Annotated in this window: 25 protein-coding genes; 11 read left to right on the top strand and 14 right to left on the bottom strand. The window is 61.0% G+C overall.

The genetic code is table 11. The features are described 5' to 3' along the window. Positions 1-6: 6 nt before the first annotated feature. From QM996_RS25885 to QM996_RS25855, 7 genes are all read right to left on the bottom strand, one after another. Entirely contained in the window at positions 7-681 is a 675-nt protein-coding gene (locus QM996_RS25885) for an iron-sulfur cluster-binding protein (protein ID WP_334196773.1), read from the bottom strand. Positions 682-687: 6 nt separating this feature from the next. Then, positions 688-2,259 (bottom strand): AbgT family transporter, encoded by a 1,572-nt coding sequence (locus QM996_RS25880; protein WP_334196772.1) that lies wholly within the window; start codon positions 2,257-2,259, stop codon positions 688-690. Between the two features lie 431 nt (positions 2,260-2,690). Continuing rightward, positions 2,691-3,605, bottom strand: a complete 915-nt coding sequence (locus tag QM996_RS25875; RefSeq protein WP_334196771.1) for a TIM barrel protein — start codon at positions 3,603-3,605, stop codon at positions 2,691-2,693. 30 nt (positions 3,606-3,635) lie between these two features. Next, positions 3,636-4,757 carry a sn-glycerol-3-phosphate import ATP-binding protein UgpC gene (locus QM996_RS25870; protein ID WP_334196770.1) on the bottom strand — a complete coding sequence of 374 codons (1,122 nt, stop codon included), beginning with the start codon at positions 4,755-4,757 and terminating at the stop codon, positions 3,636-3,638. A 42-nt stretch (positions 4,758-4,799) separates the two neighbouring features. Beyond that, on the bottom strand, positions 4,800-5,687 hold the full coding sequence (locus QM996_RS25865) for an ABC transporter permease subunit (RefSeq protein ID WP_334196769.1): 888 nt from the start codon (positions 5,685-5,687) through the stop codon (positions 4,800-4,802). Positions 5,688-5,694: 7 nt separating this feature from the next. Continuing rightward, positions 5,695-6,585, bottom strand: coding sequence for a carbohydrate ABC transporter permease (locus QM996_RS25860; protein ID WP_334196768.1), 891 nt, complete (start codon positions 6,583-6,585; stop codon positions 5,695-5,697). Between the two features lie 74 nt (positions 6,586-6,659). Continuing rightward, entirely contained in the window at positions 6,660-8,003 is a 1,344-nt protein-coding gene (locus QM996_RS25855) for an extracellular solute-binding protein (RefSeq protein WP_500270392.1), read from the bottom strand. Positions 8,004-8,484: 481 nt separating this feature from the next. Here QM996_RS25855 and QM996_RS25850 point away from each other — a divergent pair, with 481 nt between their 5' ends. The 4 genes from QM996_RS25850 to QM996_RS25835 all read left to right on the top strand — a co-directional run bounded on the left by QM996_RS25850 (position 8,485) and on the right by QM996_RS25835 (position 12,122). Then, entirely contained in the window at positions 8,485-9,045 is a 561-nt protein-coding gene (locus QM996_RS25850; protein ID WP_334196767.1) for an NADPH-dependent FMN reductase, read from the top strand. A gap of 175 nt (positions 9,046-9,220) precedes the next feature. Next, positions 9,221-9,661, top strand: a complete 441-nt coding sequence (locus QM996_RS25845) for a hypothetical protein (RefSeq protein WP_334196766.1) — start codon at positions 9,221-9,223, stop codon at positions 9,659-9,661. A gap of 278 nt (positions 9,662-9,939) precedes the next feature. Beyond that, positions 9,940-10,470 (top strand): YcnI family copper-binding membrane protein, encoded by a 531-nt coding sequence (locus tag QM996_RS25840; protein WP_334196765.1) that lies wholly within the window; start codon positions 9,940-9,942, stop codon positions 10,468-10,470. Between the two features lie 44 nt (positions 10,471-10,514). Continuing rightward, positions 10,515-12,122: a copper resistance CopC/CopD family protein gene (locus QM996_RS25835; protein WP_334196764.1), complete on the top strand. Its 1,608-nt coding sequence runs from the start codon at positions 10,515-10,517 to the stop codon at positions 12,120-12,122. A 351-nt stretch (positions 12,123-12,473) separates the two neighbouring features. On the opposite strand, the gene QM996_RS25830 is transcribed toward QM996_RS25835, so the two are convergent. Continuing rightward, positions 12,474-12,653: a hypothetical protein gene (locus QM996_RS25830; RefSeq protein WP_500270391.1), complete on the bottom strand. Its 180-nt coding sequence runs from the start codon at positions 12,651-12,653 to the stop codon at positions 12,474-12,476. A gap of 255 nt (positions 12,654-12,908) precedes the next feature. Between QM996_RS25830 and QM996_RS25825 the strand changes: the two genes are divergently transcribed. After that, complete coding sequence (locus QM996_RS25825) at positions 12,909-14,192, top strand: DUF763 domain-containing protein (RefSeq protein WP_334196763.1); 1,284 nt, start codon at positions 12,909-12,911, stop codon at positions 14,190-14,192. Positions 14,193-14,341: 149 nt separating this feature from the next. After that, positions 14,342-14,536 carry a hypothetical protein gene (locus QM996_RS25820; RefSeq protein ID WP_334196762.1) on the top strand — a complete coding sequence of 65 codons (195 nt, stop codon included), beginning with the start codon at positions 14,342-14,344 and terminating at the stop codon, positions 14,534-14,536. Here QM996_RS25820 and QM996_RS25815 read toward each other — a convergent pair. From QM996_RS25815 to QM996_RS25805, 3 genes are all read right to left on the bottom strand, one after another. Beyond that, positions 14,533-15,000, bottom strand: a complete 468-nt coding sequence (locus QM996_RS25815) for an NUDIX hydrolase (RefSeq protein WP_334196761.1) — start codon at positions 14,998-15,000, stop codon at positions 14,533-14,535. The two genes, QM996_RS25820 and QM996_RS25815, sit on opposite strands and share 4 nt — an antisense overlap. Before the next feature lie 158 nt (positions 15,001-15,158). Further along, complete coding sequence (locus QM996_RS25810; RefSeq protein ID WP_334196760.1) at positions 15,159-16,199, bottom strand: glutathione synthetase; 1,041 nt, start codon at positions 16,197-16,199, stop codon at positions 15,159-15,161. 113 nt (positions 16,200-16,312) lie between these two features. Next, positions 16,313-18,223 carry an ABC transporter ATP-binding protein/permease gene (locus QM996_RS25805; RefSeq protein WP_500270390.1) on the bottom strand — a complete coding sequence of 637 codons (1,911 nt, stop codon included), beginning with the start codon at positions 18,221-18,223 and terminating at the stop codon, positions 16,313-16,315. A 310-nt stretch (positions 18,224-18,533) separates the two neighbouring features. On the opposite strand from QM996_RS25805, the gene QM996_RS25800 reads away from it, so the two are divergent. After that, on the top strand, positions 18,534-19,031 hold the full coding sequence (locus tag QM996_RS25800) for a YciE/YciF ferroxidase family protein (RefSeq protein WP_334198674.1): 498 nt from the start codon (positions 18,534-18,536) through the stop codon (positions 19,029-19,031). A gap of 93 nt (positions 19,032-19,124) precedes the next feature. On the opposite strand, the gene QM996_RS25795 is transcribed toward QM996_RS25800, so the two are convergent. Continuing rightward, on the bottom strand, positions 19,125-19,421 hold the full coding sequence (locus QM996_RS25795) for a PRC-barrel domain-containing protein (RefSeq protein WP_334198673.1): 297 nt from the start codon (positions 19,419-19,421) through the stop codon (positions 19,125-19,127). A gap of 196 nt (positions 19,422-19,617) precedes the next feature. Here QM996_RS25795 and QM996_RS25790 point away from each other — a divergent pair, with 196 nt between their 5' ends. From QM996_RS25790 to QM996_RS25780, 3 genes are all read left to right on the top strand, one after another. Then, positions 19,618-19,938, top strand: coding sequence for a PepSY domain-containing protein (locus QM996_RS25790; protein ID WP_334196758.1), 321 nt, complete (start codon positions 19,618-19,620; stop codon positions 19,936-19,938). Positions 19,939-19,953: 15 nt separating this feature from the next. Beyond that, positions 19,954-20,553 (top strand): general stress protein, encoded by a 600-nt coding sequence (locus QM996_RS25785; RefSeq protein ID WP_334196757.1) that lies wholly within the window; start codon positions 19,954-19,956, stop codon positions 20,551-20,553. Between the two features lie 286 nt (positions 20,554-20,839). After that, a complete protein-coding gene (locus tag QM996_RS25780) occupies positions 20,840-21,103 on the top strand; it encodes a hypothetical protein (protein ID WP_334196756.1) in 264 nt (87 codons plus the stop codon). Between the two features lie 149 nt (positions 21,104-21,252). Here QM996_RS25780 and QM996_RS25775 read toward each other — a convergent pair whose 3' ends face one another. Together QM996_RS25775 and pdxR are read right to left on the bottom strand one after the other, a co-directional pair. Beyond that, positions 21,253-21,621: a hypothetical protein gene (locus QM996_RS25775; protein ID WP_334196755.1), complete on the bottom strand. Its 369-nt coding sequence runs from the start codon at positions 21,619-21,621 to the stop codon at positions 21,253-21,255. A 148-nt stretch (positions 21,622-21,769) separates the two neighbouring features. Continuing rightward, positions 21,770-23,251: a MocR-like pyridoxine biosynthesis transcription factor PdxR gene (gene pdxR / locus QM996_RS25770; RefSeq protein ID WP_334198672.1), complete on the bottom strand. Its 1,482-nt coding sequence runs from the start codon at positions 23,249-23,251 to the stop codon at positions 21,770-21,772. A 143-nt stretch (positions 23,252-23,394) separates the two neighbouring features. On the opposite strand from pdxR, the gene tauA reads away from it, so the two are divergent. Further along, positions 23,395-24,411 carry a taurine ABC transporter substrate-binding protein gene (gene tauA, locus QM996_RS25765; RefSeq protein ID WP_334196754.1) on the top strand — a complete coding sequence of 339 codons (1,017 nt, stop codon included), beginning with the start codon at positions 23,395-23,397 and terminating at the stop codon, positions 24,409-24,411. The last annotated feature ends 16 nt before the right edge of the window (positions 24,412-24,427 follow it).

Raw genomic sequence — 24,427 nt, 5'->3', positions numbered from 1 at the left:
CGATCCTCAAATGAAGGGGGTGGAGGCAAATTGCAGGCGCACGAGGTTCACCCGCTTCAGCGCGAACCAGGGCCCGACGCGACAGCTCGCCTCGCCGTCCTTGTTGTCCGAAACGGTCACGTGACAGCTCCGGCAGGCCCCGATGCCGCAACTCATGTCCATGTTGGCAAAGAGATAGGGGTTGGCGTCGGGGAATGCGGCGGCGAAGGCCTGAAGTCGGGCCGGTTCGAGCGCGAGGAAGATGGAGGTCCAAGCGAGCCCGCCTCCTACGCGCTGGCGCAAATCCTGCCAAAGGTCCGCGCCGTCATCCTCGACGAGCACCGTCGCCCCGCGCTGCTCGAAGGGCGCGACACGGTAGAGGAAGGCAGGCGTGGTGACAATGAGCGAACCTGCACCGACAGAAACGGCGGGATTTTCGTTCGACCAGACCGTCAGGCCGCGACCCACCGCCGGCACGAGGTCATCGGCCTCGAACTTTGCGACCAGCGCGGCATGGCCGTCCGAAAACGTCTCGACCGTCGCGATCCGGCAGCGAGGGCTGTGCCGCTCCTCGGAGAAGAGCACGGTCTCTCCGGGGCTTACCGCGGCAAGGCCGGAAATTTCCAGCCTTAGCCAACGGCGCGCGCCTTCGCGCCGCAGCTCGTGGCTGGCCAGGACCTTGGTTTCACTCAGGAAGCGCATCGCGGTTCACCGTGCCATCAGCGTTGCGCCGGGACCGGGCGGCAGGTCCCACAGAACCCAGAAGACGAGCTGCAGCACGAGAACCGCGAGAATGGCAAGTGCGTAGGGCATGGCCAGCATGAGCGGCGTTCCGACCTTTACCGCCTCCGTACCCTTCGGCCGCCACTTGTTGAGCAGGCCGATCACGAGGATCAGGAAGGGGTTGACCGGGCAGATCGCATTCAGCGGCGCATCGCCGATACGATAGATCATCTGGGTCGCTGCCGGACTGTAGCCAAGCGCCAGCATCAGCGGCACGAAGATCGGCGCATACATGATCCACAGGACGCTGCCGGAGATGATGAAGAGGTTCGATACCGAAACCAGCAGCAGGAAGAGGAAGATAGCGACACCGGGTGACGCCTGCATGCCCTGCAGCATCACGACACCGTAGCTGCCGATATATTCGCCGATGTGGCTGTCGTTGAACAGCTTCAGGAAGATCACCGCTGCCGCGGAAACCACGAGGAAATAGGACATGGACGAAATGCCGTTCTTCATCCATTCCGCCGCCTCGCCGAGCGATTTCAGTCGGCCGGACGCCCAACCGTAGGCGATGCCCGACAGCGCGAAATAGAGCGAGATCAGAACGACGATGCCGCCCATGAAGGGTGACTTCGGCACGATCTGCCCGCCTTCGCCCCGCAGTGCGCCGCCCTCCGGCAGGAGAGAGGCGAGGATGAGTCCGAGATAGATCACCGTGAAGATGCCGGCTGCGACAAGGCCCCGCCCTTCGCGGCCGTGGGCTGTGCCGGGTTCCTCAACGACCTCCGTTTCGATTTCCAGTTCGCTCACCCGGCTCGGCGCGAGCTTCGACGGAACGAAGAAGTAAGTGATGAACAGCATCGCCGCGGTCGCAGTGAAGGCGCTGAACGCGTTGAAATACCAGTTCATGATCGGCGAGACGGTCGCCGCCGCCTGTGGCGGCAGAACGCTCGCGGTGATGCCCGAGAGCACCGTATCCGTCTGGTTGATGACGAGCGAAGCGGAAAATCCGGCGGTGTTGCCGACGAAAACCAGAATGATGCCGAGCCAGGGATTGAGTCCCATCTGGTAGAAGAGCGTCGCCGCAAGCGGCATCAGCACGAACATCGCCGCGTCGCCGAAGAGGTCGCCATTGATCGCCACGAACGAGACGACGCTGATGATCGCGAACTTCGGCACCCGCCGCAAAAGCCCGCGAATGACCGAGGAGAGGAAGCCGGAATGTTCGGCAACCGAAATGCCCATCATCACGACGAGCGTCAGAGCGATCGGCGGGAAGCCGACCAGCAGCTTCGGGAATTCGACGATCAGGTTGGCAAAGTAGGATGCCGTCAGGATGTTCTCGATCGCAACCGTCTTCGCCACGGCCTGGCCTGTGGCCGGATCCACCGTCGAGAAAGCCAGCGACACGCCCGCTTGTGCCAATGGGAAAGATGCCAGTGCCGTCAGTGCCGCCAACGCCAGCAGCAGTGTGAAGGGCTCGGGCAGTCTGTTGATGATGCCTTCGAGCCTGTCGAATAAATTGCTCTCGCGCCGTGCCAGCGTCCCGTCCATGCTGTCCCACCCCATCCTCGAAATGCCTTCGGTGACCAAGTTATTTCGCAAGTGTTGGAGAAAGGGAAGGTTATGTCGACAGGATTGGCATTATTTTGCATACATATATTCTAATTATTGTGCGCAAACGAGAATGTTGATGGCTTTCGATCCAGGCGGCCAGGTCAGGGATCGGGCTGAGCCAGGTCGGCCTGGCGAGGGATTGGGGCCGCTTGCCGCAACCGGCATTGCCGTCTTGAGCTGGGAAGATGTTCGGATTGCAGGCAATCCTCGCGGTTTGTCCCGACACGGTGTTCGCCAGCAATTCGATCTCGGACGAAGTGGGCGGCTTTGGCCGCATCCCATATTGACCGTCTTAGCGCAAGGCGTCGCCGCAATGCACGCCTTGATCCGGTTGCTCCACCGCGTGTGCGGTGGAGCAACCGGAAACATCATGCGGCGGAACGCTGTCCAACCGCTGCGGCAAGGCGCCTTGCCCGCTCGAGGCAGGTCGGTTGCTGATCGGCAAAGCGTTCCGCGCCGATTTCCATGATCAGCGTCGTATCCGGAAGGAAGGTCAGTTCGGAAAAGATGTCGTCCCAGGCAATGTCGCCCCAGCCGATCGGCAGATGCAGGTCGCCGATGCCGAGCGCCGTTGCCTCGGCCGGATGATAGAAGCGGTTCATGGAATAGGGCAGACCGAAACTGTCGTGCACATGCAGGTGGCCAGCCACCGGGGCCATGGCCCGCAGCTCGTCACGGAAATCCAGCCCACGATGCGTGGCTTCGATATAGGCATGCGAGAAGTCGATGAGCGCGACGACGTTGCTGGAACCGATCGCTCGCACCGTTTCTGCGACCTGGCTCGGGGCTTGCCGATACTGGCCGCTTTCCGTCGTGAAGATGTTCTCGAGCGCGATGCGGACCCCGTATCCCTTTGCGATCTCCGCCATCTCTGCAAGGGCGTCGCGTTCCATCTTGTCGAGATCCGCGGCGTTCTCTCCGGGAGCAAGCTGTGCTGCGCCGGAATGATGCACGAGGATCCCCGCGCCGAGCCGGTCGCACAGTTCGAGCATCGCCCTTACGACCTTCTTCTGCAGATGATGGTGCTGGCGATCCATGAAGTTGGATACGATCTGGCCGTGCAGCGAAAGCTTGTTGAAGGTGTACTTTTGGGTGATCTCGGCGACGCGCTGGACGCGGTCTTCGATGATGCGGCCGCCACTGACGATCTCTTCGCCATAGATTCCGATCTCGCAGGCGTCAGCGCCCGTCTCGGCAACTTCACGCAAGGAGGCATCAAGGCTCGAAAGATCGCCCTTGCCCGTCCGGTTGCAGAATCCTACGGCGGAAATGATGTCGTTCATCACGGTGTCTCCTGATGTGTTGAAGTGTGATCAGACTGCTTGGAGTGCCGGTTGGCTGGCAGAGCTGCGGATGGTGCGCGGCGCCAGATCGATCTCGATCCGTCGGCCGGTCTCCTGGTCGAAGAGATGCAGGTGCGCCGGTGGCAGTTCCAGGGTGATACGATCGCCGGGCCGCACGCGCGTATGCTCGTCGACGCTCGCGGCGAAAGGGTAGCCGTTCAGGTCCGAGTGGATGACGCGGCCGGAGCCGAGCTCCTCGATGAAATCCACCTTTAGCGACACGCCCTCAGGCGCAACGATACATTGTTCCGGGCGAATACCGACCGTGATCTGCCTTGCGCCCAGTCGCGTGGCAAGACCTTTGTCGATCGGCATCTTCGTGCCGCCGAATGTGAGACAGGCATTGTCGACGTCGACAATGGCATCGAAAAGGTTCATCGCCGGCGAGCCGATGAAGGATGCGACGAAGATGCTTGCCGGACGGTGGTAGATGTCGAGCGGCTGGCCCACCTGTTCGACCACGCCTTTGTTCATCACGACCAGCTTGTCCGCCAGCGTCATTGCTTCCACCTGATCGTGGGTGACGAAGATGGACGTCGCCGAGAGACGCTGATGCAGCTTGCGGATCTCGGCCCGCATGGTGACGCGCAGCTTGGCGTCCAGGTTCGACAGCGGTTCGTCGAAGAGAAAGACATTCGGTTCGCGAATGATCGCGCGCGCCATGGCGACGCGCTGCCGCTGACCACCGGAAAGCGCTGCCGGTTTGCGATCGAGATAATCGGAAAGTCCGACGATCTTCGCCGTTTCCTCGATCCGGCGCAGGCGCTCCGCCTTCGGGACGCCGGCCACCTTGAGGGCGTAGCCGATGTTTGCTGCAACGGTCATGTGCGGGTAGAGGGCGTAGTTCTGGAACACCATGGCGCAGCCGCGCTCGCGCGGCTCGAGCTTGTTCACAACCTTGCCGTTGATCGCGATCTCACCGGAAGTGATCTCCTCCAACCCTGCGATCATCCGCAGAAGTGTTGATTTTCCGCAGCCGGAAGGGCCGAGGATCACGACGAATTCTCCCGATGCGAAGGCGAGGTCGATGCCATGCAGGGTAGGGTTCTTTCCGTAGGATTTACGCACGGCGCGAATTGCGATGTCAGCCATGAGCGCGGACCTCTCTGTCTGTTCTGTTTGGGGAAAGCGGGGTCATTTTTCCGTGGCCACGAGGCCGCGCACGAACCACCGCTGCAGGACGGCAACGACGATGAGCGGGGGCAGCATGATGATCAGCGATCCGGCGAGCGTCACGTTCCAGTCCGGAGTGCCATTGTCGGCCGGAAGGAGCGCAACCAGCGACATCATCGTGGTCTTGTATTGGGGGTCCGTCACCATCAGGAGGGGCCAGAGATACTGGTTCCACCCATAGACGAACATGATCGTCGTCAGCGCCAGCATGTTGGTGCGCGAGAGCGGCAAGAGCATATCGATGAAGAAGCGGATCGCGCCCGACCCGTCCATGCGCGCGGCCTCCGCCAGTTCGTCGGGCAGGGTCAGGTAGAACTGGCGATAGAGGAAGGTCCCGGTCGCGGTCGCGATCAACGGCAATGTGAGGCCGGCATAGGAATTGAGAAGGTTCCAGTCGACCGAGACATCGAAGCCGGTGACGGCGGAAATCAGAAGTCGAACAGGCTGGAACAGATCGGCGGCGACCGCATAGGTCGGCACAACGCGCACCTCGAGCGGCAGCATCAGGGTGATGAACACCATCCAGAAGAAGAAGCCCTTCAGCGGCGTTCGGAAGAACACGATGGCAAAGGCCGTCAGCGCCGACAGCGCCACCTTGCCGACCGTGACGAGGCTGGCCATGACGAAGCTGTTCAGCATCGCCGTTCCGAGATTGGCGCGCGACCAGGCGGCGCCCATGTTCTCGAACAGGCGATCCTGCGGCATGAAGCTGAAAGGTATGGCGTTGACCTGCTGGAATGTCTGGCTGGCGCCCGACAGGATGACGATGAACGGGCCGATCAGCAGCAGGAAGCCGAAGATCATCACGCCGTAGGTCAACGCGTTGGCAAAAGGGGTCCGCTGGATCATGGGAGCCTCACTTGTAATGGACCTGGCGCTCGATGAAGCGGAACTGAATGAAGGTGAAGATCATGATGAGACCGATGAGCACAAGGCTCTGGGCCGACGCGCCGGAGTAGTTCAAGCCGCGGAACGCCTCCTCGACGATGCGGTAGACCATCACGTCCGTGCCGTGGTTCGGGCCGCCATCGGTCGTACGGGCGACGATGCCGTAGGTATCGGCGCCGACGAAACCCTCGGTCATCATGATGACCAGCAGAAAGAAGAGCGTTGGCGCGAGTAGCGGTATCTGGATATCGACCGCGCGACGGATCGGGCCGCTGCCGTCCATCGCGGCAGCCTCGATGAGCGAGCGCGGCACCGACTGCAGGCCAGCGAGAAGGAAGATGAAGGTATAGCCCGCCCATTTCCAGGCGAAGACGACGATGACGAGGATGAGGGCGTGGCTGCCGTATTTGGCCGGGTTCCAGAAGTCCGGAAAGGCGGCGTTGACAGATGCCATCAGCCCGCGCTCGGGCGACAGGATGAAACGGAAGGCCATGCCGGCCGCAGGCCCGGCGATCGCGTAGGGCAGAATGTAGAGGAACCGGAACGGGGCGGAGCCCGGCAATTGCCGGTCGACCGCAAGGGCAAGAACAAGTCCGATGAAAATGGTGGCAAGTGTGCCGCAAAGGGCGAACGCCAGGCTGACACCAACGGAGTTCCAGTAGAGCGGATCGGCGAACACATCCTGGAAGTTGGTGAAACCGACGAAATCCGCAGCGCCCCCGAATGGCGGCTCCAGTGTGAAGGCCCATCGCAGCACGGCGACCGCCGGCCAATAGAAAAAGAGCAGGATCAGACTGATCTGCGGCAGGGCGAATAGGCTGGGCAGCCACCAGCTGCGAAAGGCCGCACGCTTGTCCATGTCGAATTTCCGATGCGCAAGAATAGAAATCGGAGCCCGCCGATGCTGCGGCAGGCTCCGGACGGATCAGATTTTTAGTTCAGCGTCTGTCCGGCGTAGGTCTTCTCGAAGCGACGCAGAACGGCGTTGCTGCGTTCCACCGTCTTGTCGAGCTCGGCCTGCACGTCTGCGTTCTGCATGAAGATCGCTTCGAGGGCGGTCGCGAATTCCTTGCGGATCTGCGTGAAGCCACCGAGGCGAATGCCGCGGGTGTTTTCCGAAGTCGGAGTGAAGGAGAGGCTCTGGATGGCGAGCTCACGCCCCTTGTACGGTGCCTTGTCGTAGAAGCCATTGGCCTTCATGGCGTCGAAGCCGGTCTTGGTCACCGGGATGTAGCCCGTCACCGTCGACCACCATTCGGCCATTTCCGGCGTCGCGAGATAGTTGAGAAAGGCGGCAGCACCCTTGTATTCCGCTTCCGGACGACCGGCGAGCACCCAGAGCGATGCGCCGCCGACGAGCGAGTTCTGGCGTTCGGTGCCCTTCCATACGGGCAACATGGCGACTTCCCATTTCACACCCTCGGGAAGGGTCTTGCCGATCGTGCCATGGTCGGCGATTGAGGTCTGGATCATCTGGCAGGTCTGGGACGTGAAGGCGGGGACGATGTCCATGCCGAGCTGCTTGGTCTTGACCACGAAGAGCTTCTCGTCAGCCATCTTCTTGAAGAACTTCACGTGGTCGACGAACTTGGTCTTGTTGACGACGAGCTCAGCGTCCAGTCCGTTATAGCCGTTCGCCTTGGTCGCAATCGGCTGGTTGTGGATGGCCGAGAACTGCTCCATCAGCGGCCATGTGTCGAAGTTGAATGCGAGCGGGCATTCGTAGCCAGCTGCCTTCAGCTTGCGCGCCGCTTCCTCGACCTGCTCCCAGGTGTCCGGCTTGAAGTCGATGCCGGCCTTCTGGAAGGCGTCGACGTTGTAATAGAACATGGCCGTCGAGGAATTGAACGGGAAGGAATTCAGCTCGCCCTTTGCCGTTGCATAATAGTTGGCGATGCCGCCGAAATAATTGTTCCAGTCGATCGTGTAGCCATTGTCGGCCATCAGCTTCTTGGCGGGCACGAATGCGCCGGACAGCATCATGTCGAGCGTGCCGGCATCATAGATCTGGGTGATCGCCGGCTGCTTCTTGGCGCGGTAGGCGGCAATCGTGTTTTGCAGCGTCGTGTCGTAACCGTTTTGCGAAGTGCAGACGATCTCGAACTCGGATTGGCTGTCGTTGAACTTCTTGCAGGCATCCTGGACACGTTCGCCAAGGTCGCCCGAAAGGCCGTACCAGAATTCGAATTTCGTTTTTTCGGCTGCTGCCGCCGACGCGCCAAACGCGACGCTTGCCATCAGGCCGATGAATACGGACGTAGTGACGGAGACTCTCATTTGCAAAACGCTCCTTGCAGATTGGCGGACACCAGGATCGGTGGCACGAATGAAGCCGGGCGCTTGCTAACAGCTGAGTGTGACAGTCCTTCCCAATCTGCATGATGGAAAAATGAAAGTTTGATTACGCCGCCAAGACGCGGTGCGCGCCATGGTTGCGCCGCGTCTATTTTGCAGGCGGCCGTCGTTTACCTGGCGCCGGATGCCGCCGGCTGTAACGGCGTTGCGCGTCGACGGCGACTGAGCCAGATCGTTTCTCACGCCCATCCGATTGCTCCCAGGGATATCTAATACGAATGGTAGGCGACCGCTTTCGTACCTGCGACGTTCTCCTATCGTTCTATGCGTATTAGAAGTTAAACTTTCTTGCGCTACTCATCTAATGCGTTTGTCGTCTGCCGGCGCCGCCCGTGCAGGAGCTCAGCTGATGGGGTAGGCCGCACGCGTTGACAACCATGTCCAATCGACCACTCTTCTCCCCATGAAGATTCTCGCGATATCAGGCAGCGCCCGGATCAATTCCACCAATACGGCCATGCTGCGCGCCGTCCGTTCGATTTCGCCGGCGAACATCGATATTTCAGTCTTCGATCGCCTGGGAGAATTGCCGGTCTTTTCGCCGGACCTCGAGAGCCGGCCTCTGCCGCAGATGGTGCGAGACTTTATAGACGCCATCGCAGAGAGTGACGGCCTGATCATTGCAAGCCCGGAATACGTGCGCTCCATTCCCGGCGGCCTCAAGAATGCGATCGACTGGCTTGTGTCCGGAGAAGAAATCATCAGCAAGCCGATTGCCCTGCTGCACGCCTCCCATCGGGGAGACGACATGCTGGCCAGTCTGCGCACGGTCCTTGCGACCGTCAGCGACCGTTTCACGACGGATATCTTTCTCCGTCTCCACCTGATGAAAATGGAGCCGGCTGACGTGTTCCGGGCCGTCGAGACATCCGAGAACCGCTCGAAGGTACAAGCCTACCTTCAGGCGTTTGCATCGTTCTGCGTGGCCGAGCGTGAAACCGCTCAAGGCGGGAATCTGTCGTAGCCTATGGTTGCGGGAGCGATCCGCGCCTCGAAGGGCGGGCCATAGCCTGGCTGATGAGCAGCCGGTTCGATGCTCTTTGCGAGCCGTCACCCGACGAATTCGGAGAATGGGGTCCGCTTAGCTTCCGATATGCTTGTGCCTTCATACTTGCTATGGAGCAAGGACGAGGACGCGCGTGACCGATAGTTATGCGGTGGCTCTGGACACTCCCGAAAAACAGCGCAGAAGGAGTTTGATTGTGGTGAGGCGACGCAACGGTCTGCGACTGGTGTTCATCGCTGCCTGCCTGTTCGTGCTGCAATCTATCGTCGGCGCATTTGCCGCGAGCGTGATGCCCGCCTTCTCGCAAATCGACGCTTTCGGCAATGCACTCTGCGTCAGCGCGGATCACCCCAACACCAATAATCACGACAGCGACCATAGGACCGCCGCCGATTGCTGCCTTCTCGGATGTTGCGTGTCCTCGCAGTTCCTGGCGGCTACTCCGCAGCTTGGAGGACCCCTTACCCTTCAAGTCGCATCCGCGGTGCAACGGCCTTGGCCCGCGGCAGACCTGTCACCGACGGTCGATCATCGCCTCGGATATCCACGCGCGCCCCCACGACTGCGTGCCTGATCGGTTGCGTTCCCGCCTTCCTATCTCTGACGCAGGGATCTTTCTCCCTGGCGTCCGCCGGCACCATCGCGACGATCTTCGGTCCATCCTGGCGGCCCCCTTTTCACGTGGCCCGAGGCTGTCTGAAGATCGGTATTGAGCCGACAGGGGAACCGCCGCGCCGACCGCGCTTTGCGAGTGCTGTAACTTTTTCCGGATCACCGCATCCAATCCCTGAAGCACGCGGGAGGCTTTCCCGTGACCCGACCCCGAGCCAATAGCCTCAAAGGAATAGCTATATGTTGTTGAAACTGATCACCACCACTGCCTTCATCGCGGTAAGCGCTACGGCAGCCTTCGCCCACGCCACGCTTGAAGTGACGGAGGCGCATGTCGGCGCGTCCTACAAGGCGGTCATTCGCGTCCCGCACGGCTGCGAGGGCAAGCCGACGATCGCTCTGCGCGTTCAGATCCCGGAAGGTATGATCGCTGCAAAGCCGATGCCGAAACCAGGCTGGACACTGGAGAAGATCAAGGGAGCCTACGAGAAATCCTACGATTACTTCGGCACGCCGGTGAAGGAGGGCGTGAAGGAGATCGTCTGGAAGGGTGGCAGCCTGGCCGACGACGAGTATGAGGAGTTCGTCTTCCGCGGTTTTCTGGCCGAAAGCCTGCCGGTCGGCAAGACGCTCTATGTGCCGCTGGTGCAGGAGTGCCCTGATGGTGCGACCGAGCGCTGGATCGAAATCCCGGCAGAAGGTAAGTCGAGTGACGATCTCGAATATCCGGCACCCGGCATCAAGCTCCTCGAAAAAAAGAGCGGGCACTGACCGGATCGACTTGACCCCAAAGGTTAGCTGACCGGAGAGCACGCATGGCGTTCGTACCACGGAGCTTCTCCCGCCTGGCGAGGCTGATGGCAATCGCGCTGTGCGGGCTCCTCATGCAAGCGACCGTGGCGTTCGGCCATGCGGCGCTCAATTCAAGCGAGCCGGCGGACGGCGCGGTCGCCGATACCGCGCCGCCTGTCTACGTGTTGACGTTCAGCGAACCGGTTTCGCCATTGCAATTGAAACTCGTCAGGCCGGATGGGACGGTGCTCCCCCTGGAACGGTTCGAGCTCAAAGATCGGACCATCGAGATCGCAGCACCGACTGACCTTGGGCGAGGCACGTATGTGCTCAGCTGGCGTGTGACCTCCGCCGACGGTCATCCGATCGGTGGATCGGTCGTCTTTTCGGTCGGCGCGACGAGCGCCACACCGCCCGTTATGGGAGACAAGATCGACTGGGCCGTACGCGTCGGCATCCTGTTATCGAAACTCGCACTTTATGTGGGCCTGTTCATCGGCGTTGGCGGCGTGTTTTCGCTCTACTGGCTGCCCTGCAGCACCCGCTCAGGACGAAACGTCATTGCGGTCGCACTCGGCACAGGGTTCCTTGGCGCGCTTGCCGCCATGGGCTTTCAGGGGCTCGATGCGCTGGGACTTCCCCTGACGCACATTGTCGAGCCGGCCGTTTGGTCCATGGCGATGGCAACGAGCTTCGGGGCGACAGGGATAGCGGCGCTCGTTGCTTTTGGCGTGGCCGCGATCGCGCTTAGCGGTAGGGGGCGGTTTGCCCGGCTGTCATCTCTGGCGGCGCTGATCGTGTCATCGGCCGCCTTGTCGCTGAGCGGCCACGCTTCTACGGCCGAGCCACAATGGCTGATGCGCCCGGTCGTCTTCCTGCACGCCGCTACGATAAGTCTCTGGGTTGGAGCGCTGGCTCCCCTGGGTCTGGCGCTGCGGCGCGGTGAGCCAATGGCCCTCCGGGCGCTGCGTCGGTTCTCGGCGTCCATCCCTTACGTGCTCGTCGGGCTTGTTGCGGCTGGTGTCGTCTTGACCATCGTGCAGGTGGAGAGGCCGCGAGCGCTGCTGGAAACCGCCTATGGTGAGGTCTTTATGGTCAAGATGGCCTTGCTGGCCGGATTGTTCCTGCTGGCGGTCGCGAACCGCTGGCGCCTGACGGAGCCTGTCATCGCTGGAGATCGGGCATCAGCGAAGCATCTGGTCCGCTCGATCGCTGCGGAGACGCTTGTCGTTTTCCTGATTTTCGGCGCCGTGTCTTGCTGGCGCTTTACGCCGCCGCCGCGCGCTCTTATGGCCTCGCCGGCCCAAGCCGCAAGCCTTCATATCCACACGGACAAGGCGATGGTCCTCGTTGAGGTCTTGCCGGGGCGGGTGGGCGAGGTCGACGTATCGATCACCGTTCTCACGAGTGAACTTGAACCGCTTGCAGCCAAGGAGATGACGCTCATCCTTGCCAAGCTTGATGCCGGTATCGAGCCGTTCAAGCGCGCAGCGGTACGGCGGGGCGAAGCGGATTGGGTGATCGACCGCATGGCCATTCCTTTGCCGGGTCTCTGGCAGGTGCGCGTCGATATTCTTGTCAGTGACTTCGAGAAGGTAACGCTGAGCGGCGAGATTAGCATTGAGCCATGAGCGGGCGGCCGAGCCGCCGGCCGAACGATGTCTTGTTAATATTTTAGAAATATTGAATGTGCATACTGCGCCGCCATGCGCGGTTTCCTGCTGATGGCAATTTTGGCTGGCGGATTGTGGGTGGCGGACACGACCCTGTGTGAAGGCCGCTACACCCAGGAGCTTGGGCATGAAATTCACTCCGCGACCAGACGGGTCGGGTATTGGCTGAACGCCCAATTGAACTTTCTGCGCGCCCGCTTCTAGCCGTCCATTGTCGGTCAGTGCGGAAGGGCCGAGGCGTCAGCTGTCCCAAGAACCCGCATTGGATCCCGGCAATGACCAAGCGACGCGGATCGACGTCTGACGTGTTTACCGTGGATCCGATGCTGCCGTCTGCGGGAGATAGACGGCGACATTCTGGCTTTTGCCGGAGAACGCACCGGCGACGAACAGATATGCGGCAATCCCCAAGATAGCGAGCAGCATCAAGCCAATTGGCAGTTCTGTCGAAGACCTCCGCGGCTTGTCGTATCTGTGCTTATGGTTCATCTCGAAGTCCTTGCGTGGCCGCCCTATCCCTCAACAACATCAGAGCTGTCCGAAGGGACTTTTGGGACTGCTCTGATGCTGTCTTACGCCCATGGTCAGTGCTGATCTGTCATGGGCCTGCAGGGTTATATTAGAACCTGCGAGGATGCCTAAGGTTCCCGACCGAGGTGGTGGTCTCGCCATCCGCCGATGCCGATGAGAACGTTTGGAGAACTTTCCTGTGTGACAGGATCAGCTGCCGGTGTATAAGGCCGAATGGTCCAAAGAGCAGGCAGCGCCGATCTTCCGCTTCACGGTGGCCGGGTTCCCCGGTGGCTTGGCGAGCGCATGACGAAACTTGGCGCGATCATCACCCAGGCGATCGTCATCGAATACGGTCGAGACGAATTTCTTCGCCGGCTGGCGCATCCGTTCTGGTTTCAGTCTTTCGGATGCGTCATGGGTATGGACTGGCACTCTTCCGGCATCACCACCAGCGTCATCGGCGCCCTGAAGCGTGGTTTGTCGCCTCTGTCCGGCGAACTCGGCATTCATGTCTGCGGCGGGCGAGGGCGGAATTCTCGGGAGACGCCCGGCGAGTTGATTGCGATCGGCGAGCGCGTGGGTCTTGACGGAAGCGGCCTTGCGACCACCAGCCGCCTCGTCGCAAAGGTCGACAGCGCGGCTGTGCAGGATGGCTTCGACCTTTACCTGCACGGTTTTATCGTTACCGACGACGGCAAATGGGTCGTCGTGCAACAGGGCATGAACGGCGAAAAGCGCCAGGCCCGGCGCTACCACTGGCTGTCGGAGGGCATTACCAGCTTCGTGGATTCGCCTCATACGGCGATCGAGGGTGCGCGGCAGGGCGAGATCGTCAATCTTGCCGATCGCCGCGCAGCGGCCTCGCGCGACAGCCAGCTCGATCTGCTGGCTTCGCTCGGACCGGATCGGATTGTCCGGGAGGTCGTGGCTATCGAGCCCGGGCGCAAGGCCAGGCAAAGCGCACAGCCGATGCTGCCGCATCTGATCATGCCTGCGCATCACGACGTGCGCCAGGAAGACGTCAACATGAAACGTCTGCACGCCACGCTCGCGGCCGCTGCCGACCGCGGTCCAGAGGATTTCGAACATCTCCTGCTGGTGCCGGGCGTTGGGGCGCGGACCGTCAAGGCGTTGGCGATGGTGGCCGAAGTCGTACACGGCGCGCCATGCCGCTTCGCCGATCCGGCGCGCTTCTCACTTGCCCATGGAGGCAAGGATCGCCACCCATTTCCGGTGCCCCTGAAAGTCTATGACGAGACGATCCGGGTGATGAAGTCGGCCGTGTCAAAGGCGAAGCTCGGTCGCGACGAAGAGATGCAGGTTCTCAAACGCCTGGACGATCAGGCTCGCCAGGTCGAGAAATATGTGACCGGCCCGGATCTTAAGGAAATCGTGGCCGGCGAGTTTCGCCAATCGCAAGAGTTCGGCGGCCGCAGTGTGTTTGGCTGGGAAGGACCGGCAGGACCATTGGAGGACGTGGAGCGGTCGCCTCGTTGGGGTCGCCGCGACCGGTAGACGGCTCTGTGCGACAGCAAGGCGTTGCAGCGAATCTCTTTCTTTGATCTCTTCGAGAGGTTCTCGCCGGAACTCAAACCTCCTCCCAAGGGTTGGAAGGAAGCTTGCGAGGGCGAGCCAGCAGAATCCACGCCAAGAGGAGTCTCGCGATGGAAGAACTGCAGAGCATTACGGTATCTGAGGAACGGCTCGAGGATTGCCGTGACGTCGTTGAGCTTGATCTTCAGCTTTTGATCCGCGAGACGATCGACTCCGGGTTTTCGGTGGAAGAGGTGTTGATCGCGATCAGTGAACTGGTGGCGGAAGATTTCGCCAGCGCCGTCAAGATCGCCAGCGTCCACTAAGAAGCGCATTGCTGCCCGAAGCGGAGCATCTGGTCCCGCAGCGAAGGCTCGGCGACACGCTTTGCCGCTTCCCGATAGTCGAACCAGGCGAGCTTTCGCTCCCCCTTCTCGGGGAATTTCCGGCGCATGCGCCCGACTTCGAGGAGGTGGAGCTGAACCCGGCAGGAAATCTTGAGCCCGTGGTCCAGTCGCTTTTTGTAGAAGTAGTGGCCGAACGGGAACCTCTGGCAAGTGCCTTTGACGCCTGCCTCCTCATAGGCCTCTTTTGCCGCGACCTCATGCGCGCGCCTTCCCTTCATCGGCCAGCCCTTCGGAATGACCCAGCGGCCGGTGTCCCGGCTGGTGATGAGAAGGATTTCGAGTGCGTTGTCTTTACGGCGATAACACAAGGCCGCGTATTGCATGCGTGGCGGCCGGCGAAGCATCAACTGCACGTCAGAGGCAATTTGATGTAGAAAATTCACAGAAACGCTATCTCCTTTGTTGCCCTCTGCGGCAGGCGGGCTTTCTGTCTGCCACTCGAAGCTAGAGGATAACAACCAGATCGCCGGTTCTGTTCCGCCAATAAATCACGCGCAACACATTACACGAAAGTGGAACGCCGGACGGATGACGGACCGATTCAAAGCGTTGACAGGATCCGGTTGCTGAGCGATCCCCGATAGGTCTTCTTGATCTCGACCTTGTTTTCCAGTGAATCCAAGATCTCGTCGCAGAAATCAATGTCGTGGAGATCGCGGATGGTCTGGAGGCCGCCAGGCGTGAATACGTTGATTTCGAGAAGCTTGTCGCCGACGATATCAAGGCCGACCAGGAACATGCCGTCCTCAACCAGTTTCGGGCGTAGTGTTTCGGCGATCGCCAGCATTTCTTTCGTGACGTGGGCCGCCTTTGGAGTGCCGTTGGCGTGGACGTTGGACCGCACATCTCCCTTGGGCGGCACGCGTCTGAACGCAGCATAGACGCCGTCCCTCTGGAGCGGCCGTCCGTTCATCAGGAACAACCGCGTGTCGCCTTCCGATGCTTTCGGAAGGTAGCTTTGCACGATCAGATAGCCGACGACGCCGACGGCCTCGACAATTTGAGTAAGGTTGCCTTCCGTGCTGGACGCGACCCTGAAAACATTTCTACCGCCAGATCCCTGTAACGGTTTGATGATCACTCCCTCGGAGTAGCCGTCGATGAACGCGCGAATTTCATCGATGTCCTTGGAGATCAGAGTTGTCGGGCGAACGGCCACCGGGAAATCCTGAAAATAGAGCTTGTCTTGTGCCAATGCCAAGCCGCAGGGATCGTTGACGACGATCGTACCGCGCTCTGTGGCGAGACGACCGAAATTCGCCCCGGCGTGCGATGCCCAAGGACGGCTATCCGCATCCTCCGATGGGTCGTTGCGCAGAAACAGAACATCCACGTCTTCAATATTGACGACGGCCCTGTCTCCGTCCGTGAGTGCGCGCAAAAGCGTCTCCGGTTTCTTTGGCCGTGTTCCGACGAAGCCGGCCGCCCGTATCATCAACGTATCGTCCGGGCGCAGGATAAAATCACCGGGCGTGACATAAAGGACCTCATGCCCGCGGGCGAGCGCGGCAAGCGCCAACGCGGTGGTCGTAAAGGCTGGCTCTTCGGTTTCGAGTGCGTTGACAAGGAGAGCGATTCGCATTGGGGCTCCTAGCTTCGGATGGAGGAATTTGGTCCCGTTCGCGCTAGCGCCTGGTGCAGCGCGCATGACTGAAGAAATAGAGCGGGACGACACTGCACCAAGACAGCCTGCTCCTACGTATCGCGCCAGGCAGCTATCGGCGTTTTCTTCGCGATGCCGTTGTCGATGGTCAGCACGCTGTCGAAGAAATCGGCGTCACCCTCTGATTGGATCGACGAGGTATCATGCATGATGGCGATTACCGTCGCCTCTGGGCAATGATCCTTGATCGATTGATGAAATGCCTGAACCGCCTGGCTATCCAGGGCGCCGGTCGCCTCGTCGAGGAAGAGCAGGCCCGGCCTTAACAAGACGATTTTCGCCAGGACGAGTTTCTGCTTCTCGCCTCCGGAAAGAAGTTTGTCCCAGGTCTGCCCATCGCGACCGTCCTGCGAAAGCTCGCCGGCAAATTCTTCGAGCCCCGCCTCTTCCAACGCCGCCACGACAGCGGCGTCGGTGTGGGTCTCAGCCTCATCCGGCAAACAAACGAGGTCCTTCAGGCAAACGCCCTGGAGCTTGACGTCCTGGGCGGCGTAGAGGCTTCGTACCGTCTCCGGCATCGTGATCGTGCCGCGACCATGCGCCCAAAGACCGTTTATCGCCTTGAGCAGCGACGTCTTGCCACTTCCGGATTCACCAACCACCAACGTCCACTCTCCCGGAAGGAAATGCAGCTTGTCGGCAATCAGAAAAGGGTTGTCGTCGCCGGCATGCAGGAGCTCGACCGCATGGATGGTCAGGCCCCGCCCGGGATCCTGGGTCTTGTATTCGAACACCGAAGGGCCACTACGAGCATAGTAGTCCTGTGGCTGCTGCACGGCTTCTATCGCTTGCGCAAGTTCGGTGATCCGACGTGCATCGGCCCTTAGCGTCGCGATGTCGGGCATCGCGTGGATGAACCACGAGCATTCGTTGATCAGCGCCGTCGCCAGCTCGGCGCCGGTGACATAGGCCTGCAGGCTGATCGTTTTATCGACGTAAGGGAGCAGCCCTGGTGCGTAGGCGACAATGCGTGAGCCGATGAAATTGTGCACCAGCTCGAAACCCATGAACCCGGCGGTCACGCGATTGAGGCTTGCCCAGGTGCGATCGATCTCGCGATATCGGCGCCGGTTGACCGCCTTCTGGGCCGGTTCGCCATTAATAACCGCAACATGAAAACTGCGGTGCAACAACTGGTTCAATTCGCTGCGATAACTGCCTTCTGCCGATTGGATGCGTATCGAGAGACCCTGCAGGACACCACCGAGCTTGGCTGCGAGGAACGTATTCAGCGGCACGTAGATCGCGATTGCCAGCAGTGTCAAACAGGCGCTGCCGTAGCTGCCCAGCGGATCAAGCCCTCTGACGGTGCTCGACGTCTCGATCAGTTTTAGCCCGACGAATCCAAGCGATAGAACGACGCCGGCTATGCCCACGCCCAGGCCGATTGCACCGCCCGTCATGCCCTTTATGGCTTCCTGTATCCTCTGATCGATATTGTCGGGCGATGAAGCTTCCGCCTCGCTTGCGGCGCCAAACCCGTTTTGCAGGAGGTGGAAATGGGTGTGGTTGGAATCGAGCAGCGCCTGGTTGAAGCGATCGTCCAGCCATTGGCGCCATTTCCGGTGGAGTGTGGTCGTAAAGAAGTGACGGACCGCAGTGAATCCTGCGTCCCTGGTAATCGCGATCGCGGCAAGCGTGGCTGCGGTGGTCAGGAGCGACCAGGGCGTCGTCGGCACGGTAGGATGGTGAAAATTAGCGATCCGATTGACGAGTTCGCCGGAGGTCAAGGCGAACCATACGCTTGCTTGAGCCGACAAGCCGGTGAGCAGCAGGATAAGAAGCGTTAAGCCCCAGGCCTCGCGCCAACGCTCGGAGAGCCAGTAGGCCAGCAACAGACCCCAAAAGCTGCGCATTGAAGAAACAGGACTGGTCCGGCGCCGTCGCTCCCGGCCGAAGGTCCATCTGACCAGTGCTGCTGTTCGCTGTGCGTTGCTGCGCACGACCTCACTTAAAGCCATCTCCATGAACTGGGGCGAGGATCGGGCTTGTCAAATCCGACTTGTCAAATCCGAGGAATATTGCAGCAGCGGGCCAGGCTTCTGGCAATTGCAGAGATCCTTTTATCTCCGAGGCTTAAGTGTCGGTGATCGAAAATGTCGTTACGGATCAATTCCGCCCGTTCACGCCCAGCCTGTGGAAGGGACGGGCCTGGGTATGCTCTGTACTCCGGCTGCCTGCTTCGGCGCCCTCCGGAACCTTTCATCGCCTCAGATGTTGGAGGCGTTCCAACAGATGGCACAGGAGTTTGTTATGCCGGAGAAGACACTCGAGGCGCTGTTTTATGACGGCCTTAAGGATATCTACTATGCGGAGCGGCAGATACTGAAAGCGCTGCCGAAGATGGCGCGTGCGGCGCAATTGCCCGATAGCAAAGCGGCATTCCAGAAGCATCGAGACGAAACGGAGGGCCACGTCGAGCGCTTGCAACAAGTCTTTGAGATCATCGGCAAACGCGCGCAGGGAAAGACCTGCGAGGCTATTCAGGGGATCATCGCCGAAGGCGAGGAAATCATCGAGGAATTCAAAGGGAGCCCGGCTCTCGATGCCGGCCTCATCTCCACGGCTCAGGCGGTCGAACACTATGAGATCGCGCGCTACGGCACCCTGAAGACCTGGGCCAAGCAACTCGGATTGGAGAAAGCGGTGCCGCTGCTCGATCAAACCCTTCAAGAAGAAGGCGCCACCGACAAGGCACTCACCAAAATTGCTCTGTCTGCCGCCAACATCAAGGCAAAGGTTGCGGCTTGACCGCAGTCGAGGGGCGGAGGGCGCAGGTTCGCCCTTCGCGTCAAGGCAGGCGGTGGGCGAGAAGAGGCCCGGCACGAGGCCGGGCCGCCACGGTCAATCACGATGCTCGGGCATCGCCTTGAGTTGATCCTTGGTCCAGGCCGTCACGGCATGAACCTCACCGTTTTCATCCCGCATGAAATCGAGGTCGGCAGTGGGTACAGCAACCGGCTTTGCGCCGATGCCGAGGAAGCCGCCGACGTCGATGATAACGGTGCCGGCGGCGCCGGCGCCGTGGACGTGATCAACGGTGCCGACCTTATCGTCATCTGCTCCGTATACTGTCGCACCTTCAAGGACAGCAGGTGTAAGTTCCGTGGGCTCGAGGCGTACGTGATTGGCATGATCCATTTTCGTTGCTCCTTTGAAATGAACCGAAAAGAACCGGCACTGGACGAAACTGTTCCACTTAAACCACGGCTGGCAGCTATCGTCGGCATCAGGATGCAGGTCGATAGCCGTCAGCATTCGGATGTTTCTCGGAACTTGCAGAGTATCCCCAGGTTAGAGCGCCACGGGCCGATTGGGACCCGGTAAGAGGTACTCCATGAAACGCACCACTCTCGCAATGGCAGCGCTCTTCGGCGTTGTCGCAATGCCGGCCTTCGCGCAAACGACGCCCAATCCAGACGGGGAGACGCCCGCCATTGCGACCCCGGGCTCGAACAATCCGACAGCACCAGTGGCCGGCGCCAGCAGCTTCACCGAAGCTCAGGCCAAGGATCGCATCGAAAACGCTGGCTACGCTTCGGTACAGGGCTTGAAACTGGACAACCAGGGTATCTGGCGGGCTGCGGCGACAAAGGGCGGAAAGCCCGTTGAGGTCGCCCTCGACTATCAGGGCAACGTGACGTCTCAATCGAAATAGTGAGGAGATCTCGACATGAAAACCGTAAGTGGTTTGTTCGACGACTATGCGGAGGCGCAGTCCGCGGTCAGTGAACTGGAGCAGGCGGGAATTCCTCCGGAAAATATCGGCATTATCGCCAACAACGTCGGCGGCCGCCATTCTCCGGAGAGCGGCGCTGCCGAGGGCGCCGGAGCCGGCGCGGCCATCGGCGCCACCAGTGGAGGCGCGGTCGGCCTGTTGACGGGCCTCGGCCTTATGGCGGTTCCCGGTATCGGTCCGATTGTCGCGGCGGGGTGGCTTGCTGCAACGGCTGCGGGCGTCGCAACCGGCGCCATTGCCGGCGGTGCCGTGGGCGGCGTGATCGGCGCACTGACGGAATCTGGCATCGATGAAGCGGACGCGAACGTGTATGCCGAGGGCGTCCGCCGTGGCGGCGCACTCGTGACCGCGCGGTCGCTGAGCGAACCTCTGGCCGAGCATGCGCGGATGATCTTTCGCAACAGGGCTGTCGATCTGGCCGAACGTCGCGCGGCCTACGAATCCACCGGTTGGCGCCGCTTCGATGAACGAGGCGAGCCGCTGACACAGACCGAAATCGGAATGCATCGCGATCGGTTGCGTTCGGGCCTTTAGATCCACCAGCCGCCATTAAAGAATGTCGCGCAAAAGTGCGCGGCAATTTTTCGGTGCCGAAGCGCTCCGCCGCGGGGCAGCGGAGCGTGGAATGTGGCCTGCAATAGGGGCCAACCCGAGGGCGCCGATCATGTCGAGGACCACGGCTTTGCGCGCGAAGATAGACGCTCGCATCCGATCCCCGTGCCTTCGGTGGCGTCCGTAGCGGCGGCGCGCGCGGGGAACAAACGTGCGTGGAAGCGGTTCGATACGGTGTCCAAAACGACTGAGCGCAAGGAGCGAATGCATGAGCGAGGCGCAAATCACCGACAACCACGATGAAATTCGCCATTGGGCCGAAGCGCGCAAGGGAAGACCCGCCCGGGTAAAAGGTGCCCTCGATGGCGGAATATTGCGGATCGATTTCGGTGAAGCAGAGCCGAACCTGGAGCCGATCTCGTGGGATGAGTTTTTCCGCATCTTCGATCACAATAAGCTGCTGTTTCTCCGCCAGGACAAAACGGCGGATGGCAGCCTGAGCAGGTTCAACAAATTCGTGGGCCGGCCTTGATCCCCGCCAGTGAGGACGAGTGAGGACTGCCCTTCCGACTGTGACCTGGCCAAACGCGCCTGCAGATTTTGCGTAACTCGTCGATGCCCGGCGCATTATTCACCGTCGGCTGTATCTACTCCCTCCAACATCAAACGCTGGCTTTCCCGTCACCTGCTGGTGTCATCGGGCGCGCTCTTGGTACTTGGTGCGCCTGTACCGGATTGTGGGGTTGGGTTGCGATCCGTGGGTGCCAGGCCTTGCGGGCTCTCGGTGCTCGGGCGTTGTTCGGCTTCCGGCCGCTGATCCGAAGAGGCGGGCTCAGTGCGTTCAACCGAGCCGGTTTGATCAGAGTCACCGCCTTGGCCCCATTCCACGAGGCCCCATGCGGCCAGCGCCAAAGCCAGACTGGTGGCGAGCACCAGAAAGACGCGCGTGCCCAGTCCTGCCTGCCTGGCCTCGCGTGACGAAAACTGGGTTCGCTCCGCGCCATGCGTTGCAGATTCCGGTTCGCCGCGCTCGTCCAAATGCTCAACCATTTGTCTACCTCCATATGTATCCTCTGCGCCCGCTACCCGACGAGGAGAGGGGCCAAGGATACAACCGAGGTCATCTTCAATGGTTCCGACTGGGAATCCGCCTCGGCAAGCGCGGCCATATTCCGTTCACGTCCGCCGATCCGATTTTCTACAATCGTCGCTGACCTGAAAGGAGATCGATGCGGGCGCGAACACGGGTAACACCTTCCGGGATACTCGCGCTCGGAATGGACGAATAGCCCATGCGGAAGTAGTGACAGGGCTCGTCACTTCTGGGGAAGAAGGGGGAGCCGGATTCGACGAGCACGCCATCCTGGCGCAGTTCGTTCACAAGTCGATCGGCGTCGAGACCTTCCGGTCCCTTCATCCAGAAAGACGTCCCGCCGAAGGCCGACGAACCCGCGATCGTCAAGCCTTCGCGGCGGAGTGCCTCCGCCATGAGGACGTGGCGCTTGTGGTACTCCGTGCGCATGCGGTGCAGCACGGCGTCATAGTGGCCGAGCGCCAGGAAATAGGCGGCGGTGCGCTGCAGGTGGCCGGGCGGATGGCGCAGCATCAGCGAGCGGAGCGCGCGGGCCTCGCGGATGAAGGGGGCCGGTGCGACGAGGTAGCCGAGCCGGAGTCCTGGAAACAGCGATTTCGAGAAGCTGCCGATGTAGAACACGCGCCCGGTCGGATCGAGGGCCTTCAGTGCCGGCGAGGGCGGTGCCAGATAGCTGATCTCGAACTCGTAATCGTCTTCGACGATGACGAAGTCCTTCTCTTCGGCGGCCTGCAGCAGCCGCGCGCGCCGATCGACCGGCATCGTCGCGCCCGTCGGTGAATGGTGGCTCGGCGTGACGAACACGGCGTCGACGTTCTCCGGCAGGGCATCCGGCGAAAGGCCCTCTCCATCGACGTCGACGGTCGTGACATCAGCGCCGCTCAGCAGCAGCGAGGCGCTGATATCCGGGTGACATGGGTTTTCGCAGACCGCGGCGGAAGCCTTGTCCAAGATCAATCGGGTCACGATCCAGAGCGCATTCTGGGCGCCGACGGTGACGAGAATTTCGTCCGGAGTGGCATGGATGCCGCGTCGCGGCAACGTGCGCGAGCAGATGTAATTGACGAGCCGCACGTCATCGGCGGCGGCAAAGTCGCTCGCCATCAGGACGAAGTCCTCACGGGCGAGCGCCCGGCGGGCGCAATCACGCCATGCGTTGAGGTCGAAGAGCGTCGGATCCATCTGGCCATAGAGGAAGGGGAAGGGATAGCGGCGCCAATCCAGCGGCTTCGGGATCTGGCGCACGACGCCGAAGCTCATCTTGATCTTGCTGCTCCAGTCCACCGGGGCGGAACCGCCGGACGGGAGATTGTCGTCCACGTCCCTGCCTGGCGGATTGTCGGTGATGCGATAGGAGCTGCGGCTGGCGGCTTCGACATACCCCTGAGAGATCAGTTCCTGGTAGGCAAGGGTTACCGTGATGCGTGAGATGCGCAGATAGTCAGCGAGCTTGCGTGTCGAGGGCAGGTGCGCGCCGGGCTGCACCCGGCCGGCGAGCACTGCCGAAACCACCGTCTCGCGCAATTGCGCCTGCAAGCCGATCCCGCTTTCGCGCTCGATGAAGAAAATCGTTTCGGAAACGCTCATGCGCACAAAGGCGGCCCTCAGCGAGGTCAATCTGGATCTATTCAACTTCCAAACTGGATATAACGCAAGCCGAGCCTCGGCCTTATCGTCGTCAGCAAGACCGGAAAAACCGGTCAATCAATAATCAAAGAGGAGAACGAAGAATGCGACATGGACATTTCAAGCGGTTAGCAGCAGCGGCCAGCATCGTCGCGAGCCTTGCCGCATCGAGCGCAGCTTATGCGGAGACGAAGCTTGTCGTCGGCTACCAGCAGATCGTTGGCCCCTTCGTCGCCGCGATCGCCGATGGCCGCTTTGATGCGGCCGCCAAGGAGGCCGGCTATTCGATCGACTGGCGTCAGTTCAGCTCGGCCGGCGACATCACGACGGCGCTGGCTTCCGGCGACGTGCCGATCGGCGTTCTCGGGTCGACCGGCACGGCGGCGGCCGCCACACGCGGCGTCGACCTGCAGCTCTTCTGGATCCTCGACAACATCGGCCAGTCGGAAGCGCTCGTTGCGCGTGACGGCTCGGGCATCGAAACGCCGGCCGACCTCAAGGGCAAGAAAGTCGCAGTCCCCTTCGTTTCAACCTCGCACTTCCATCTGCTTGTCGGCATGAACAAGGTCTGGAACGTCGATCCCCGCGAGGTGGAAATCCTCAACCTGAAGCCGCCGCAGATCGTTGCCGCCTGGCAGCGCGGCGATATCGATGCCGCCTATGTCTGGCCGCCGGCGCTTTCCGAAATCCAGAAGACCGGCAAGACGATCTCCGATTCCGAGGTGATCGGTGCGGCGAGTGTGCCGACCTTCGACGGACTGGTGGTCGACAAAAGCTGGGCGGAGGAGAACCCGAAGCTGATGGAGGCCTTCACGAAGGTCCTGGCGCAGGCCTATGCCGACTACAATGCCAACAAGGCCGCCTGGACGGAGGAGTCCGCCGAGGTCCAGGGTATCGTCAAGCTGATCGGCGGCGATGGCCCGAGCACCGTGGAAGCCCTGCGCCTCCTCTCTTTCCCGAATGCGGGTGAGCAGGCCTCCGAGGTCTGGCTCGGCGGCGGTGCGACACGCGCGCTCAGCGAGAGCGCAAAATTCCTGGTCGAACAGAAGCAGATCGGCAATTCGCTGGACGACTATGCGCCCTACGTCAACGCGAACTTCGCCAAGACTGCCGCGCAATAACGCATTCTGCCTGTTG

Source organism: Sinorhizobium chiapasense (assembly GCF_045277575.1).
Taxonomy (GTDB): domain Bacteria; phylum Pseudomonadota; class Alphaproteobacteria; order Rhizobiales; family Rhizobiaceae; genus Ensifer; species Ensifer chiapasense_A.
Note: the sequence above shows the minus strand (reverse complement) of the source record. Positions and strands in the feature narration are given on the sequence as shown.

Excerpts from the sequence above, each read along its gene's own strand:
- QM996_RS25840 (WP_334196765.1), top strand. The coding sequence starts at position 9,940 with ATGTTGTTGAAACTGATCACCACCACTGCCTTCATCGCGGTAAGCGCT.
- QM996_RS25880 (WP_334196772.1), bottom strand. The coding sequence starts at position 2,259 with ATGGACGGGACGCTGGCACGGCGCGAGAGCAATTTATTCGACAGGCTC.
- QM996_RS25855 (WP_500270392.1), bottom strand. The coding sequence starts at position 8,003 with ATGAGAGTCTCCGTCACTACGTCCGTATTCATCGGCCTGATGGCAAGC.
- QM996_RS25820 (WP_334196762.1), top strand. The coding sequence starts at position 14,342 with ATGGAAGAACTGCAGAGCATTACGGTATCTGAGGAACGGCTCGAGGAT.
- QM996_RS25825 (WP_334196763.1), top strand. The coding sequence starts at position 12,909 with ATGGTCCAAAGAGCAGGCAGCGCCGATCTTCCGCTTCACGGTGGCCGG.
- QM996_RS25785 (WP_334196757.1), top strand. The coding sequence starts at position 19,954 with ATGAAAACCGTAAGTGGTTTGTTCGACGACTATGCGGAGGCGCAGTCC.
- QM996_RS25790 (WP_334196758.1), top strand. The coding sequence starts at position 19,618 with ATGAAACGCACCACTCTCGCAATGGCAGCGCTCTTCGGCGTTGTCGCA.
- QM996_RS25835 (WP_334196764.1), top strand. The coding sequence starts at position 10,515 with ATGGCGTTCGTACCACGGAGCTTCTCCCGCCTGGCGAGGCTGATGGCA.
- QM996_RS25775 (WP_334196755.1), bottom strand. The coding sequence starts at position 21,621 with ATGGTTGAGCATTTGGACGAGCGCGGCGAACCGGAATCTGCAACGCAT.
- QM996_RS25865 (WP_334196769.1), bottom strand. The coding sequence starts at position 5,687 with ATGATCCAGCGGACCCCTTTTGCCAACGCGTTGACCTACGGCGTGATG.
- pdxR (WP_334198672.1), bottom strand. The coding sequence starts at position 23,251 with ATGAGCGTTTCCGAAACGATTTTCTTCATCGAGCGCGAAAGCGGGATC.
- QM996_RS25885 (WP_334196773.1), bottom strand. The coding sequence starts at position 681 with ATGCGCTTCCTGAGTGAAACCAAGGTCCTGGCCAGCCACGAGCTGCGG.
- QM996_RS25795 (WP_334198673.1), bottom strand. The coding sequence starts at position 19,421 with ATGGATCATGCCAATCACGTACGCCTCGAGCCCACGGAACTTACACCT.
- tauA (WP_334196754.1), top strand. The coding sequence starts at position 23,395 with ATGCGACATGGACATTTCAAGCGGTTAGCAGCAGCGGCCAGCATCGTC.
- QM996_RS25875 (WP_334196771.1), bottom strand. The coding sequence starts at position 3,605 with ATGAACGACATCATTTCCGCCGTAGGATTCTGCAACCGGACGGGCAAG.
- QM996_RS25860 (WP_334196768.1), bottom strand. The coding sequence starts at position 6,585 with ATGGACAAGCGTGCGGCCTTTCGCAGCTGGTGGCTGCCCAGCCTATTC.
- QM996_RS25850 (WP_334196767.1), top strand. The coding sequence starts at position 8,485 with ATGAAGATTCTCGCGATATCAGGCAGCGCCCGGATCAATTCCACCAAT.
- QM996_RS25830 (WP_500270391.1), bottom strand. The coding sequence starts at position 12,653 with ATGAACCATAAGCACAGATACGACAAGCCGCGGAGGTCTTCGACAGAA.
- QM996_RS25870 (WP_334196770.1), bottom strand. The coding sequence starts at position 4,757 with ATGGCTGACATCGCAATTCGCGCCGTGCGTAAATCCTACGGAAAGAAC.
- QM996_RS25780 (WP_334196756.1), top strand. The coding sequence starts at position 20,840 with ATGAGCGAGGCGCAAATCACCGACAACCACGATGAAATTCGCCATTGG.
- QM996_RS25810 (WP_334196760.1), bottom strand. The coding sequence starts at position 16,199 with ATGCGAATCGCTCTCCTTGTCAACGCACTCGAAACCGAAGAGCCAGCC.
- QM996_RS25800 (WP_334198674.1), top strand. The coding sequence starts at position 18,534 with ATGCCGGAGAAGACACTCGAGGCGCTGTTTTATGACGGCCTTAAGGAT.